The organism is Enterococcus spodopteracolus (assembly GCF_030441955.1).
GTDB lineage: Bacteria > Bacillota > Bacilli > Lactobacillales > Enterococcaceae > Enterococcus_B > Enterococcus_B spodopteracolus.
The window spans coordinates 52,533-67,866 of record NZ_JARJHD010000006.1 but is presented as its reverse complement, the minus strand read 5'-3'; the positions used below and the strand labels follow the sequence as shown (position 1 = coordinate 67,866).

Sequence of the window (15,334 nt, the reverse complement as noted above, 5' to 3'; positions counted from 1 at the left end):
ATTTTTTTTAAATAATCAATTAAACTATAGGCAGTACCGTAGTTAACGGCAGAATGTTGGTTAGGAGGACAAGTGTTATGACAGAATTTGAACAAAATCAGACAGATAACAACCAATCTATGGAAGATGCAATGAATAGCGTTCAAGAAGTGAGCGTTGGCGATGTCGTCAAAGGAGAAGTTTTAGTCATTGAAGACAAACAAGCCATCGTTGGAATCGAAGGAACGGGTGTTGAAGGCGTAGTTCCTGCAAAAGAATTATCTACTTTACCGGTTGAAGATATCAACGAAGTGGTAAAGGTTGGCGATACGTTAGATCTAGTCGTGATCAGCACGATTGGTAAAGACAAAGAAAACGGCAGTTACCTTTTATCAAAACGGCGCTTAGATGCGAAAAAAGTTTGGGAGGATATCGAAAAAGATTTCCAAGCTGGAAACATCATCGAAGCACCAGTGACAAATGTAGTTAAAGGTGGTTTAGTTGTCGATGTCGGTGTTCGTGGATTTGTTCCGGCATCAATGGTAGAAGATCATTTTGTCGCTGATTTTTCTGAGTACAAAGGAAAAACGATGACATTCAAAATCGTTGAAATCGAACCATCAGAAAATCGCTTGATCCTTTCACACAAAGCAGTCGTTGAAACAAAAAAAGAAGCACAGAAAAAAGAATTATTATCAACTATCCAAGAAAATGACGTGATCGAGGGACGTGTTGCTCGTATCACAGATTTTGGTGCGTTTGTTGATTTAGGCGGCATCGATGGATTAGTACATGTTTCTGAGATTTCTCACGGACATGTTGCTAAACCCGGTGATGTTTTAGCTGTTGGCGATGAAGTGAAAGTCAAAGTTCTTTCAATCAATCCAGAACAAGGACGTATCTCATTATCGATCAAAGACACATTGCCTGGACCTTGGACAGATATCGAAACAAAAGCTCCAGTAGGCGCTGTACTTGAAGGTAAAGTGAAACGATTAACTAGCTTTGGTGCCTTTGTTGAAGTATTCCCAACAGTAGAAGGGCTTGTCCACATCTCACAAATCTCACATAAACACATCGCGACACCACATGAAGTGTTGCATGAGGGCGATGATGTCCAAGTGAAAGTTTTGGAAGTCAATCCAGAAGAGCACCGGATTGCATTAAGTATCAAAGCATTAGAAGAAAAACCTGCTTCTGATAAAGAACCAAAAGAAGTTGAGTCTTATGAGTTACCTGAAGAAAACACAGGATTTACAATGGGTGACATCTTAGGCGAAGCCTTAAAAGGGGAAGTAGAAGAAACAGCAACAGATGATGCTGAAAAATAAATGAATGATCGTTCCCGAAGCGCGAATTTACAGCATCAAGGGAAGTTGTACATGTGTAAAACAAGTGGTCTGGGGATTACGTCCCAGACCATTTTCTTTTGTAATAGGCAGTGATCCAGAAAAATACTTGAATGTTCACCGATCTAAGCTTGAAAGTTCGCGAAGTATTCGGTACACTAAGTGAGATTGGAAACATGTGAGGAGGAAAAAATATGGCAAATCCAACAATTGCAATCGTTGGTCGCCCAAACGTCGGTAAGTCGACGATTTTTAACCGTATCGCCGGTGAGCGTATTTCGATTGTCGAAGATACTCCAGGAGTTACTCGTGATCGTATTTATGCTAAAGGGGAATGGTTAGGTCGTGATTTCAGTATTATTGATACTGGTGGGATCGACTTAGGCGATGAACCATTTATGGATCAAATCAAGCACCAAGCAGAAATCGCAATCGATGAAGCAGATGTAATCGTCTGTGTCGTCAGTGGCCGTGAAGGCATCACTGATGCAGATGAAGTCGTAGCAAAAATTTTATATCGCAGCAATAAACCGGTGATTTTAGCCGTTAATAAAGTCGACAATCCTGAAATGAGAAATGATATTTATGAATTTTATGCATTAGGTCTAGGTGATCCTTACCCTGTATCTGGAAGTCATGGATTAGGAATCGGCGACATATTAGATGAGGCAGTGAAATTCTTTGATGAAGAAGCAGAAGAAGAAGAGGATGATACCATCAAATTCAGTTTGATCGGTCGCCCGAATGTAGGTAAATCTTCCTTGATCAATGCGATCCTAGGTGAAGACCGAGTGATTGTTTCGGACATTGAAGGAACGACGCGTGATGCTATCGATACGCACTTCGTCTCAGAAGACGGTCAAAAATTCATGATGATCGATACAGCTGGTATGAGAAAACGTGGTAAAGTTTATGAAACCACAGAAAAATACAGCGTGATGCGTGCAATGCGTGCGATTGACCGTTCAGACATTGTGTTAATGGTCTTGAACGCAGAAGAAGGCATTCGTGAACAAGATAAACGAGTAGCTGGCTATGCGCATGAAGCTGGACGTGGTGTGATCATCGTTGTCAATAAATGGGATCTAGTCAAAAAAGAAACGAATACGATGCGTGACTTCGAACAAGAGATCCGTGAAGAATTCCGTTACTTAGATTATGCGCCTATTCTGTTTGTTTCAGCTGTGACTAAACAACGATTAGAACGTTTGCCTGAAATGATCGAAGAAGTGAGTATGAACCAAAACTTACGTGTTTCTTCGTCAGTCTTGAATGATGTGATCATGGATGCCGTAGCGATCAACCCGACACCGACAGATAAAGGTAAACGATTAAAGATTTTCTATGCAACACAGGTCGCAGTCAAACCGCCAACCTTTGTTGTTTTTGTTAATGAAGAAGAATTGATGCATTTCTCTTATGAACGCTTTTTGGAAAATCAAATCAGAAAAGCATTTACGTTTGAAGGAACTTCGATCCGAATTATTCCACGTCGAAGAAAATAGGCATTTTACCATAGTAGTCCGTTTTTTTCAAAAAAAATAAGCATATTTTTGTATTACGTTTTTATGACTAAAAAAAGCGGTTAAATAATGCCAAAAACCTTGCTATTAAGCGATTCATATGATATCGTGATAACAGAATATTGAAACTTAATCAATATTTCTTATAAACTTCTGGACCACTCAGAAAGTTTTTAAACTAAATGATGTTCCTATCATATCTCTTGTTGGAGGAGGTGAATCTATCCATGGCAAATAAAGCAGAATTAATCGAAAAAGTTGCTTCAGCTACAGATTTAACTAAAAAAGACGCAACTGCAGCAGTTGACGCTGTATTTTCAACTATCCAAGATGCTTTAGCTAACGGCGAAAAAGTTCAATTAATTGGTTTTGGTAACTTTGAAGTACGCGAACGCGCGGCTCGTAAAGGACGTAACCCACAAACTGGTGAAGAAATCGAAATCCCAGCTAGCAAAGTACCTGCATTCAAACCAGGTAAAGCATTGAAAGACGCTGTTAAATAAGACAGTTGAAAAAGCGCTTGTGGCTACGGCTACAGGCGCTTTATTTTTTATATAGATGGATAAAAGAGGCGGAAAGCAGTAGAAAGGCAACAACCAAATAGTTCAGCAACTGAATGGAACTCTTTACATATCAAATAAAAGAATAGAGTTGATCAAAAAGGCATGGGTTCATTAACTAGTTTTCTTATTCTTTTTTTATTTTACTTACTAATGGTAAAATAAAAGAAAAGGGGAGGGCAACATGGAGTTATCCTATCGCTACCAACAAGAAGAAACAACAATCTTTTATGGGGAAACATTTGTCAGTCAGTTGAAAAATGAATCGATTGATCAAGCGATTCTTTTTTTGACGAACCAACGTTATTATGATCTATACGCTGAGAAAATGACACAGTCATTCACGAACAAGTTAGCGATTGATTGGTATATTTGTGGCAATACGCAGTGTAATCAATTGTCTGAATTGCATAGCCTCTTGTCTTATGCGAGACGCTATCCCGAAAATCGACCGCTTTTAGTAATAGGTTTTGGCAATGAGGGAATTATGGAGTTGGCGGGCTTCTTTCAAAAACATACGTATCTTCAGACTACACTTTGGTTGATCCCCGTCTCGATCCGCTCCATGGCACGGGCACTTAATCCTCAATGCGAGATATTACATGGGTCTAACGAATCGGCTCTTCAAACGACGAACCTTCCAGAACGAATCATTTATGATCGGACGATCAGTGAAAAACAAATCGAAGGGAAACAAATCGATTTTTTGATTTTTATCTGTTGTGGGTTAGTCTGTGATCATCCGTTTCTTCAAAATCTTTACAAAAATTATCCGAATCGCGAAAAATTATTCAATCGTCCTTTTGCTGGTATGCTAGAAGAAATCATTTATTTTTATCAAGAAGACGCTGAACAAGTGACAAATTATGGTAAACTATTTGAGCAAGCTTTTTATCTGACTGAAAATAGTCATTTGCTTTCCGCCAGTATGAAAAAATTTTTAGGTATCTTAATACAACTCATATGGAATTCAGAAATCAAGTCGCTTTCATTTCAATTGAAGAATTTTTTTATCTGGCTGCAGCATCTAGGTTATCCAATTATTTGGCCTGAAGAGATATCAAAAATGGATTATCTAGAAAATGTGCTGGTTTTAGCGGAAAAGAGCAAAAAAATTCTCGTTTTGGAAAAAATTGGTATAATAGATGGATATCAATTGCCAAACGAGCAAGAACTATTGAAAACAATGGCGTCCTATGAAAGGATCGTTCAAGAGATTAGAGGGATTTAGATGATGACAAATAGTGAAAAAATGCTACAAGCATTAGCAGACGAAAATTTGACAGAAGCAAATGAATATTTGGCAAAGGTGCTCCAAGAAGATCCGGCTGATGTGTTACATGAGTTAGGAGAAGAATTATTAGCCATTGGTTTTTTAGAAGAAGCAAAAGCAATTTTTGAGCATCTGCTAACTGTATCGCCTGAAAATGATGAATGGAATATTCCTTTGGCAGAGATCGCTATCGAAGACAATGAGATCGATCAGGCATTTGACTATTTAGAAAAAATCCAGCAAGATAGTGAGTACTATCCACAAGCACTATTAGCAATCGCTGACTTGTACCAAGTAATCGGTATTCCTGAAGTAAGTGAAGCAAAATTGAAAGAAGCAGCGAAGCTATTACCAGAAGAACCATTGATTCGATTTGCATTGGCTGAATTGTATTTTTCAGTTGACCGTTTCAATGAAGCTTCCGCACTTTATGAAATGTTGTTAGCGAACGGTATAGAAGAAATTTCTAGTATTTCCATGCAAGAACGCTTAGGACAATCGTTGAGTATGCAAGGGGATTTTGAAGCAGCAATCCCACCACTGGAAGCAGCTTTAGCCGAAGAGCGGACAGATGATCGTTTGTTCCAATTAGCGTTCACGAATCTACAATTACATGAGAATGAAAAAGCTATCAATTATTTGCAAGAATTACGGGAATTGAATCCACAGTATCAATCCTTATACCTCTATCTAGGTCAGGCCCTTCAAGAAGAAGAGATGATCGAAGAAGCACAACAAGTCTTAGAAGATGGTATCAAAGAGAATCCATTCCAAGTAGAACTTTATCACCTAGCTTCGGAAAATGCTTTTCGTCTACATGAGAAAGAAAAAGCAGAGAAGTTACTACTTGATGCATTGAACGTCGGTGACAAGCAAGATGAAACGTTGTTGACGTTGAGTAATCTTTACTTGGATCAAGAACGTTATGAAGACGTTGTTCAAACAGTCAACCAAATGGAAGAAGTTGCTAATCCATATGCAGAATGGAACCTCGCTCATGCCTATAATCAATTAGAAGATTTTGCGGTAGCAGCAGTCCATTATGAACAAGCAGCCCATGAATTAGATCATGAGCCGGATTTCTTGAAAGAATATGCTTTATTCTTACGTGAAGAGGGTCAATTAGCAAAAACACGAGAATTATTGGAACAATATTTAACTTATGAACCAGGAGATATGGAGGTATTGTCGCTATTAGATGATTTAACAGAGAGGTGATGAATATGTTGATTGATGTTAAAGAAAAGAAGAATTTCTTAACTTGGATGGTTAACCATGTCTCTTTCAGTCGCAGAGAAGTATTTTGGATTTTGAACTATCTGGCAAATCATGAAGCAATCTTACACAATGTGCGTTTTGTTGAAGGTGCAAACTTAACAAGACGTGGTTTACAGATCACCGATCTTTCCTATGAAGGTGAGCCGATGAAGCTATTTTTAGATGGAAAGGAATTTACTGACACTGATCAAATCTTCCACGAAATCCGTCTGAATTGGAAAAATCCACTCTATGTCGAATGCCTTTTTGAAAATGCGTGGCAAACGAAAGAATATTTAGCAATCATCGAAGACAACCCGTTAGCCTCATGGGAAGATGCAATCAGTGAAGAATCAACAGAATTAATCGAGCATTATTTCCAAGAAAAAGAGCAAGCCGCAAAACTAAACATGCTTTACCAACAGATCGATCAGGCCTTAGAAGAAGGCGATAAAGATGCGTTTCTTGAACTATCAGATGAAGTGAACCGCATGATCCTTCAAGCGCCGCAGAAGAGTAAGAGCTGAATGTGGGGAAAGCTGGCTTTGGAAAAGTAAAATTATGATAAGTAAGTATCTATAGTGAAAATATATATTATAATTAAAGCTTAGGCTTCCTTCCGAGTAATATTCGTAAAGGAAGCCTAGTTTTTATTAAGTTTTTTAGAACAACAAAAATGGATTTCAATAATAAAATTTCTTGAAAAGCTTATTATAATCAAATTTGTTCAAGAATATCTCTTGTCGCTTCCCTAAATTCCTTTGGTTGATACGTATGAACGAAATGTACAAAGTTCTTTACATATTATAGATTTTTGGAAGGTGCGTTGATCTGCTATCAATGTATACATATTTGATTCCAGTGATATTTTCGGATAGTAGTATAGGCTCTCTTAAATATTATCAGTTATATTTTATATAGTTCATATATCTTTCATTCTGTACAAAAAATATGAAGCGGTAAAGCTATTGATCAAAAAAAGATGTGACACAAGTACCCAGCTATGGCAAATAAGCGTGAATCCCAAAAATTTAAAAAGCCATTATCGTGTTTCACGCTTATTTATGAACGTAAGCTTGTGGGGCACCATATATTCGGTTTTAGGAAGCGCAAAAGGCCTAATCGCCCAGGTACTTCTGAATGAACTGAGAATATCTCTAAGTAGACAGTTGCAACTCCTTGATCACGAAATACGCAGAACTACGTTATTCTATATACATAGAAAGCTCAGTACTAGGTTGGTCGATTCAAAATCATTATGTTATTTTTTTATACCGCCTCGTTTGTAGTTTAAGATACGTAAAGCCTTCTCCTTCTACTTCATGGACATTTAGAATTGAAAGAAAGGCATGTTCGTCAATTTCATGAATGATCCGTTTTACTTCGTTTAATTCCCTGGTACTTACTACCATATAGATCATTTTTTTATCGATACCAGAAAAGCCACCTTCTCCATGCAAGAATGTGACACCACGTTGTAAGCCAGTCATCAATAAAGGCGCAATTTCCTCACTTTTATTTGAGACCACAAGAATCCCTTTAGCAGAGTAGCCGCCATCAAGGATAAAATCGATGACACGACTAAATACATAGGAAGCGATTAACGTGTACATCATTCGCTTCAAATCGATATAAGTTAATGAAGCAAGTAAAACTATGACATCAAAAGCTAAAAGGGAACGTCCCATAGAGATTCCATGATTTTTTTCAAGTATCCGAGCGATGATGTCACTTCCTCCTGTAGTACCTCCCATACGATAAACGATCCCGCTGCCGACACCGGCAATCAGTCCTGCAAGTAAAGAGACGATTAGTAAATCATGCTCTAAGTTGATTTGTAAGGGAATCCTTTGCCAAATCCATAAGAAGACAGAAAGCGAGACAGTACCTAAGACAGTATAAGCGAGCGCGCGTTTTCCTAAGATTTTTCCGCCTAGTAGGATCAATGGAATATTGATCAATAAAGTAGAATAAGCTGGGTCGATATGAAAAAGAGCACGCAAAATCAGAGTAATACCTGAAACTCCACCCTCAGCTAGCTGGTTTGCGATATTCAAATAGACTAGTCCAAAAGCATAAATACTTGTTCCTAAAATAATAAAAATAACTTCTTTCATTGTTTTCAATGATGTCATCGAATCCCCACTTTCTACTATATGATATGATTCATTGTGCAACAAGCGGTAAATCCTAGATATAAACCTAAGGATTAGCAAACTGGTTCTTCATTTTTATAGTTATAGAATAGACCAAGTTGGCTTGATGCTAAGAATTTATTAAGTGTACCTAACATAATGTAGCATGTATTCTTTGTTTTCACAATTGCACTTCTTGCCGTTTTGCTGTAAAGTTTTTTAGGAAGAGATGATTGGAGGGTTCTTAATGAAAGAAGAGCGTTCACTAAAAAGTATGCAAGAAGAGGTCGATGCGTACATCCAACAATTTAAAGTTGGATATTTTTCGCCATTGGCGCAAATGGCACGTCTGACCGAAGAAGTAGGCGAATTGGCACGAGAGGTCAATCATTCATATGGCGAAAAAAGTAAAAAAGCAACAGAACCTAGTAATTCAGTGGCAGAAGAATTAGGCGATGTTCTATTTGTAACAATGATCATGGCAAACTCGTTAGGAATTGATTTGACGACGGTATTTGAAAAAAATATGGAGAAGTTCAATCGAAGGGACCATCATCGTTTTGCCCGAAAAGATGAGGAACAGTGAGAGGATAGAAGGAGTAAAAATGAGACTAAGTGAATTACCGATCGAATATAAAAAAGCAATTCCAGTAATAAGAAAAATTGAGGCTGCTGGATTTGAGGCGTACTTTGTTGGTGGTAGTGTACGTGACACGTTACTCGGACAAAAAATTCATGATGTAGATATTGCTACTAGTGCGTTTCCAGAAGAAATCAAGCAGTTGTTTCCAAAAACGATCGATATCGGGATCGAACATGGAACGGTCCTCGTCTTGTATGAAGGGGAGCAATACGAGATCACGACATTTCGTACGGAATCGACTTATCAAGATTATCGGCGTCCTGATAGTGTTTCATTTGTTCGTACACTAGAAGAGGATCTAAAGCGGAGAGACTTTACGATCAATGCTTTTGCTTTGAAAGAAGATGGTGAGATCATCGATTTATTCGACGGCTTGGCTGATTTAGAAAATCACGTCTTACGAGCAGTTGGCCGGCCTTTTGAACGATTTCATGAAGATGCCTTACGAATGATGCGTGGGCTTCGTTTTGTAAGTCAGTTAGGGTTCAAATTGGAGGAAGAAACAGCCAAGGCAATCGAAGACAACCATGCCTTATTGGATAAAATTTCTATTGAACGAATGAATGTTGAATTTATCAAAATGCTTTTAGGGGATTTTCGTAATCATGGCTTGGCCGCATTTGTTGAAACAAAATGTTACATCTATTGTCCACAATTAAAAGAAGATGGTGAGGCATTACTAAGATTTGCCGATTTACCATCTATTCCATTAAAAAAAGAAAGTCAAGCTTGGGCATTATTACTCAACCAACTTGGTCGATCTGAGCAAGAGGTGGCACCTTTCTTAAAAGCCTGGAAATGTTCCAACCAAATGATTCGAGAAGTCCAACGTTTGGTCAAAGGATTGGCGAAGCGACAAGAACGACGATTAACACCATTGGAGATTTATCATCTTGGAAAAGACGCATCGATGGATGTGGAAGAATTGATGATTTACTTCCAACAAACCCCTGACACAACAACTGTGCTAGACATTTATCATGCACTTCCTATCAAGACAATGAGTGAGTTGGCGATTGATGGAAAGGTGCTATTAGCTACGAGTGAGAAAAAACCAGGTAAATGGGTCAGTGAAGCGTTAGCACTTGCGGAGTCAGCGGTAGTGAACGGACTGGTACAGAATGAACAAGCTGCATTATTAACCTATCTGAAAGAGCAACAAGATTAGTCAACGAAATCGTAACAAGCACTAATTACGTCTGATTAGCGGTCTAATCATATACTGACATGGCTAAAGTAAGGGCATGAGAGTTATCTATAGAAGCGTTTGGCTTTTTTGTAGGATGTTTTTCATGTCCCTTTTCTCTTTTAGAGGAGGATTTTTATCAAAAAAGCTGATAGAAAAGCAAACCTGAGAGATGACCGCTTTTGTTGTTTTATGCTAAACTAGTAATGAAACAGAATATAATGCGTCAAAAAAGGAGATTTTTTTAATGAGCAAAGAAATGACAGCGCTAAAATTTTATTTCCGTAACGGCGAAACATGGACGATCAATCGTCGTCACATCGGCGACCTTTGGATCAAACAAATCACAACAAGTTTTGGTCGTATTAATGGAAGCGAATTTATCGAGATCCATCCATGTGCCGGTTTTAAAATCGAAATCTTCCATGAGGGAGATTCAGTAGCTACTCATGATATCAATCTAGGTGGTTTAGAAATGGGTATGTTCAATCGTGCTTTGAAATATGAAGATATTGAACGTATGGAAATCTTGTATCGCAATGGTACACCTGATCTAGTATACTTCCCTTACTTGGACAAAGGAACAGAGGGATTAGATAATCAATATCAATCAACAAAAATCAGTGAAAAAACTGGTAACTTATACATTGTGATCAACCCAGAACAACGTGTTGACGATGTTTATGGCGAATATTTCGAATAAGATCAAATGCCGTTTAAAAATAGCACATGCAAAACTTTTGAATTGGTTTTGCATGTGTTTTTCTTTTGTCTTTATTTTATGATTACAATTGATATTTTATAGTGATTGGACTAGAATGAGTTTCTGGAATTGAAACGAATGCTTCATCCTAAAAGTAAAAAGTTTTTAGTTGCATTCTAAAAACTTTTTGCTATAATTGGTGCAGTTTGAATATAGGAGATCTTGAAAATGAGAGAGAGTTTTGAAGAAAAAAAGAAACGACTGGTTGACCACTATGGTACTTTTTCAATGGAAGATCGTCGCCAGATCTTATGTAAGTTGCGTAAAAGGAATATCTTGATGTATCGTCAATTGGGACGCTTGAAACACGAATTGCTCCGTTTAGAATCAAAACGTGTGCAATGTGAGTTAGACGGTCGAGTGACCCAAGCGGAAATTGTTGAAAACAAAATTTTAAAGAAAAAAGAGCAATATTTGAAAGTTCTTGCACAAAATAAAAAATAAAGGGGATCAAGCATGGAATTTGCAGAGTTAGTGATTGTTTTTGCAGTCACGATCACGCTATCCAACATAGCAAGTCGTATCTTGCCGATGATTCCTGCACCACTGATCCAAATATTTCTCGGCGTGGTTTTAGGGTTGACCGAATGGGGTGAATCCATCAATTTTGAACCTGAATTATTTTTAGTGATGATCATCGCTCCCTTACTTTTTAGAGAAGGAGAAAAAGCGGATATCGCGTCGATCCTGAAAAATTTCGATACGATATTGTTTCTCGCTTTTGGTGGGGTGATCTTGACTTTGATTGGCGTTGGAGCAACGTTATCGTTTCTGTTGCCAAGTGTTCCTTTAGCCGCGTGTTTCGCTTTTGGTGCAGCACTAGGTCCGACAGATGCGGTGGCAGTCAGTTCGCTTTCCAATCGTGTGAACATTCCGAAAAAAGCCATGCATATTTTAGAAGGTGAAGGGTTACTGAATGATGCTTCTGGCGTAACAGCCTTCCAATTTGCCTTAGCTGCTTTGATCACTGGGACGTTCTCTGCGGTAAATGCAGGCGTTACACTGATTTTATCAAGTATTGGCGGGGCAGTAGTCGGCTTTTTGCTTGTCTGGGTAAAAAGAAAAATCATTGGTTTGATCGAGAAAGCATCGGCACGTGACGTAACAGGCTACTTATTGATTGAATTGTTGTTGCCGTTCTTAGCGTATGTTTTAGCCGAAGTCTTTCATGTTTCAGGAATTATTGCAGCAGTGGTTGCAGGGGTATTACAAGCCTCAGGATTTAAAAAAATCTCAGTTTTTGATGCAGAGTTGTCAACTTTATCGAATAGTACATGGACAACGATTGCCTTCACATTGAATGCGCTGGTATTTATATTTTTAGGAATCGAACTGACACAAGTCTTTACACCAGTTTGGGGGGATGGGTTGTATTCGAATAGTTTGTTGCTAATGATCATTTTATTGGTTTCAATCATGCTATTCGTCATACGTTTCGTTTCAATCAGCCTGTTTTATATGTTTAAGGGCGGTTTACAAAGTTTCAAAAAACAACTGAATGAAGTCTTGATTTTAACCTTCGGGGGCGTAAAAGGAACAGTCAGTTTAGCGACTATTTTTATTTTACCATTCACGATCAATCAAATGGCATTCAACCAACGATCATTGCTTTTATTTTTAACGGCAGGTGTTATTTTGGTCACGTTGATCATCGGGATCATTGTATTGCCTATGTTGACTGAAACAGAAGAAGCAGCAACAACTGATTTAAAAGCTTTGATGATCTTGGAAGAAGTGATTGAAACACTACGCGTAGAAAAAGAAGCGGAAGAACCAGGATCAAAAGCTTATTTAGCAATAGAAGCAGTGATTGAGACTTATCAAGAAAGAATCAGTGAGCTTTATTTATCTGATTTGAGTGGAGATGAAAAGCAAGAAGTCCAAGAAATCCAAGCGTTGATTTTATCGATTGAGCGAGACAGCTTGGATGAACGATATCGTTCTGGGAAGTTGTCTTCTAATGGCTATCGTTTTTATTCAAGATTCCTAGCTAACTTTGAGCAGTCGATCACAAGTCAAATTTTGTCATTTATTGGATTTTGGTTTATTGTGGTACGCCGATTGATGCGGATCGTTCTCCACCCTAAAATGTTTTGGCAAAGACGCCAGACAGATCAGCAAACAATGATCTCAGAAAAAGATATTCAAGAAATCCGAGAGACGTATCAAAAGAATACACAATTGATCATTGAAAGTTTGGAGAATTTAACAGACGTTTATGATGATACGATGATTGGATTCTTTATCGAACAACGAAAAGCTCAGGGGATTCGGATGATGAGTGGTAATCTGATTTCCACTTGGCTGATCCAACAAGATCGTTTGTTTACGAAAAAAATGCTTAGAGGTTATTATTTAGAAAGAAAAGTCATTGATGAATATGAAGTCGCCGAAACGATCACGACTTTTTCTGCGAATCAATATAGACGAAATATCAATCTGTTGGAGTCCTATACAATGAATCAACCGACAGATCGCTTTTCGTTTCGCTTTGCGTTCCAAGCGAAAGCAAAGAAATTTCAATTAAAACAAGACCAAAAGAGGAAGTTGTGACAAAGCACAGCTCCTCTTTTTTTTGGGGGTTGTGACAGAAGTCGTTCAACCTTAATAATTAAGTTCATCCTGGAAGTCAGGTTTTTGAATCCTGTGTATTTGGTTATATGAAGTGAGAGAACACGTATCTTCAATGCTACCTAAAAAAAGAATATTCGAAAAAAACTATCTTTTAAACAATTGTTTTATGTTACAATATCCAAGATAAGGGGGGAGTACTGGTGAAAGAGCTAAAAATAACTGACCTCAAAAAAACATATGGAGAAAAAGAATTATTTAATCAGATCTCCTTTTTGATCCATGAACATGATCGCATCGGTTTGATTGGTACCAATGGAACTGGTAAAACAAGTCTTTTGAATATCATCGCTGGACTTGACAGTGGAGATGGTGATCAGCAGACAGTTTTTTATCCGAATGATTACCGTATCGGTTATTTATCACAAACCGATTCATTTGCAGAAAATGATACGGTCTTACAAGCTGTTTTTCAAGGGAATAGTCCATTGATCGAGACTGTACGACTCTATGAGGAAGCCTTGATTGCATTAGCTGAAAATGGCGATGATGAAGCAGTCCAAAAACGCTACGCATTGGCAGAAGAGCGAATGAATAAAGAGGACGCTTGGACGACGGATACAAATGCCAAGATCATTTTGCAAAAATTAGGGATCAACCAACTAGAAAAGAAAATCGGTGAGCTTTCAGGTGGACAAAAAAAACGTGTCAGCTTAGCACAGGTTTTGATCGATGAACCTGATCTTTTATTGCTTGATGAGCCGACAAACCACTTAGATTATGCAGCGATCGAATGGTTGGAATCTTACTTGAAACAATATCGTGGTGCCTTATTGATGGTTACCCATGATCGTTATTTCTTAGATCGTGTCACGAATCGGATCTTTGAACTTGCCTTTGGGAATCTTTATGAATATAAAGGCAATTATGAAGCTTATCTTATTGAAAAAGCCGAGCGAGATCGTGTCGAAGTCGAACAAGAAGAAAAGCGTAAACGCCTGTATAAGCAGGAGCTTTCTTGGATGCGAGCGGGAGTACAAGCTCGTGGGACGAAACAGCAAGCACGTATCAATCGCTTTGAAGATTTAAAAGAAAACTTATATCAAGTCAATCATGATACGGATATCGAACTAAATATCGCGACACAACGTTTAGGTAAAAAAGTGCTTGAGATCAAGGATGGTTCGTATTCGATTGAAGGAAAACCTTTGCTCCAACACTTGGATCTATTGATCCAATCAAGAGAGCGTCTAGGAATCACTGGAGAGAATGGTGCTGGGAAGTCAACGTTGTTAAATATCTTAGCAGGCAAATTATCCTTAGATAGTGGCATCTATACGATTGGCGAAACTGTTCGATTAGCTTACTATACACAGGAAAACGAAAAAATGTCTCCGGACAAACGAATGATTGCTTATCTGCAAGAAGCGGCAGAAGAAGTCCAAACGGCGGATGGAACGCAAATCGGTGTCGCTGAACTTTTGGAGCGGTTCTTGTTTCCTAGATTCATGCACGGAACACTGATCCGTAAACTATCTGGTGGGGAAAAGCGTCGTTTATATTTACTCAAATTATTGATCCAGCAACCAAATGTTCTATTGCTGGATGAGCCAACCAATGACTTAGATATCGCTACTTTAACGATCTTGGAAGATTATTTCCGGACATTCCCTGGAGCGGTGATCACCGTTTCTCATGACCGTTATTTCTTAGATAAGGTAGTTGATAAACTGTTAGTTTTTCTAGGAAATGGCAAACAAGAGCTTTATTATGGCGATATGTCTAGCTATTTAGCTAAACGCAAAGAAGATCAACATATTCAACCAGAAAAAGTCACAGCTAAGATTGAAGAAAAAAAATCTGAGCCAAAGAAAAAGCTTTCTTATATGGAACAGAAAGAATGGGCAACAATCGAAGATGAGATTGCAGAACTAGAGACTCGTTTGGGTGAATTGCAAGAAGAGATGAACCATCAAGGGGATAATTTCACACGATTGCAAGAATTACAAAAAGAAGTAACCACAACTGAGGAACTGCTGGAAGAAAAAATGTCACGTTGGGAATATTTAAGTGAATGGGCAGATAATTAGGAGGG

General features: G+C 38.2%; 13 protein-coding genes. 12 read left to right on the top strand and 1 reads right to left on the bottom strand.

The genetic code is table 11. The features are described 5' to 3' along the window. Positions 1–77 precede the first annotated feature (77 nt). From rpsA to P3R27_RS08995, 6 genes are all read left to right on the top strand, one after another. On the top strand, positions 78–1,310 hold the full coding sequence (gene rpsA, locus P3R27_RS09020; RefSeq protein ID WP_034688014.1) for a 30S ribosomal protein S1: 1,233 nt from the start codon (positions 78–80) through the stop codon (positions 1,308–1,310). 212 nt (positions 1,311–1,522) lie between these two features. Continuing rightward, the gene (gene der, locus P3R27_RS09015; protein ID WP_126134024.1) at positions 1,523–2,833 is read left to right on the top strand and encodes a ribosome biogenesis GTPase Der; all 1,311 of its coding nucleotides are present in this window, start codon (positions 1,523–1,525) and stop codon (positions 2,831–2,833) included. A 245-nt stretch (positions 2,834–3,078) separates the two neighbouring features. Further along, positions 3,079–3,354 carry a non-specific DNA-binding protein Hbs gene (gene hbs / locus P3R27_RS09010; RefSeq protein ID WP_002290178.1) on the top strand — a complete coding sequence of 92 codons (276 nt, stop codon included), beginning with the start codon at positions 3,079–3,081 and terminating at the stop codon, positions 3,352–3,354. Between the two features lie 241 nt (positions 3,355–3,595). Beyond that, positions 3,596–4,642: a hypothetical protein gene (locus tag P3R27_RS09005; RefSeq protein WP_034688010.1), complete on the top strand. Its 1,047-nt coding sequence runs from the start codon at positions 3,596–3,598 to the stop codon at positions 4,640–4,642. Further along, positions 4,643–5,902 carry a tetratricopeptide repeat protein gene (locus P3R27_RS09000; protein ID WP_301356691.1) on the top strand — a complete coding sequence of 420 codons (1,260 nt, stop codon included), beginning with the start codon at positions 4,643–4,645 and terminating at the stop codon, positions 5,900–5,902. It abuts the gene before it with no gap. A 5-nt stretch (positions 5,903–5,907) separates the two neighbouring features. After that, positions 5,908–6,468, top strand: a complete 561-nt coding sequence (locus P3R27_RS08995) for a YpiB family protein (RefSeq protein WP_029594129.1) — start codon at positions 5,908–5,910, stop codon at positions 6,466–6,468. 729 nt (positions 6,469–7,197) lie between these two features. Here P3R27_RS08995 and P3R27_RS08990 read toward each other — a convergent pair. After that, on the bottom strand, positions 7,198–8,076 hold the full coding sequence (locus P3R27_RS08990) for a YitT family protein (RefSeq protein WP_034688006.1): 879 nt from the start codon (positions 8,074–8,076) through the stop codon (positions 7,198–7,200). 247 nt (positions 8,077–8,323) lie between these two features. Here P3R27_RS08990 and P3R27_RS08985 point away from each other — a divergent pair, with 247 nt between their 5' ends. The 6 genes from P3R27_RS08985 (at position 8,324) to P3R27_RS08960 (ending at position 15,329) form a co-directional block, all read left to right on the top strand. Continuing rightward, positions 8,324–8,662 carry a nucleotide pyrophosphohydrolase gene (locus tag P3R27_RS08985; RefSeq protein ID WP_010735763.1) on the top strand — a complete coding sequence of 113 codons (339 nt, stop codon included), beginning with the start codon at positions 8,324–8,326 and terminating at the stop codon, positions 8,660–8,662. 19 nt (positions 8,663–8,681) lie between these two features. After that, entirely contained in the window at positions 8,682–9,887 is a 1,206-nt protein-coding gene (locus tag P3R27_RS08980) for a CCA tRNA nucleotidyltransferase (protein ID WP_034688004.1), read from the top strand. A 265-nt stretch (positions 9,888–10,152) separates the two neighbouring features. Beyond that, entirely contained in the window at positions 10,153–10,608 is a 456-nt protein-coding gene (locus tag P3R27_RS08975) for a hypothetical protein (RefSeq protein ID WP_010735761.1), read from the top strand. A gap of 228 nt (positions 10,609–10,836) precedes the next feature. Further along, positions 10,837–11,112, top strand: a complete 276-nt coding sequence (locus P3R27_RS08970; RefSeq protein ID WP_034688003.1) for a hypothetical protein — start codon at positions 10,837–10,839, stop codon at positions 11,110–11,112. Positions 11,113–11,124: 12 nt separating this feature from the next. Then, the gene (locus tag P3R27_RS08965; RefSeq protein WP_034688001.1) at positions 11,125–13,221 is read left to right on the top strand and encodes a cation:proton antiporter; all 2,097 of its coding nucleotides are present in this window, start codon (positions 11,125–11,127) and stop codon (positions 13,219–13,221) included. A gap of 221 nt (positions 13,222–13,442) precedes the next feature. Then, positions 13,443–15,329 carry an ABC-F family ATP-binding cassette domain-containing protein gene (locus P3R27_RS08960; protein WP_034687999.1) on the top strand — a complete coding sequence of 629 codons (1,887 nt, stop codon included), beginning with the start codon at positions 13,443–13,445 and terminating at the stop codon, positions 15,327–15,329. Positions 15,330–15,334: the final 5 nt, after the last annotated feature.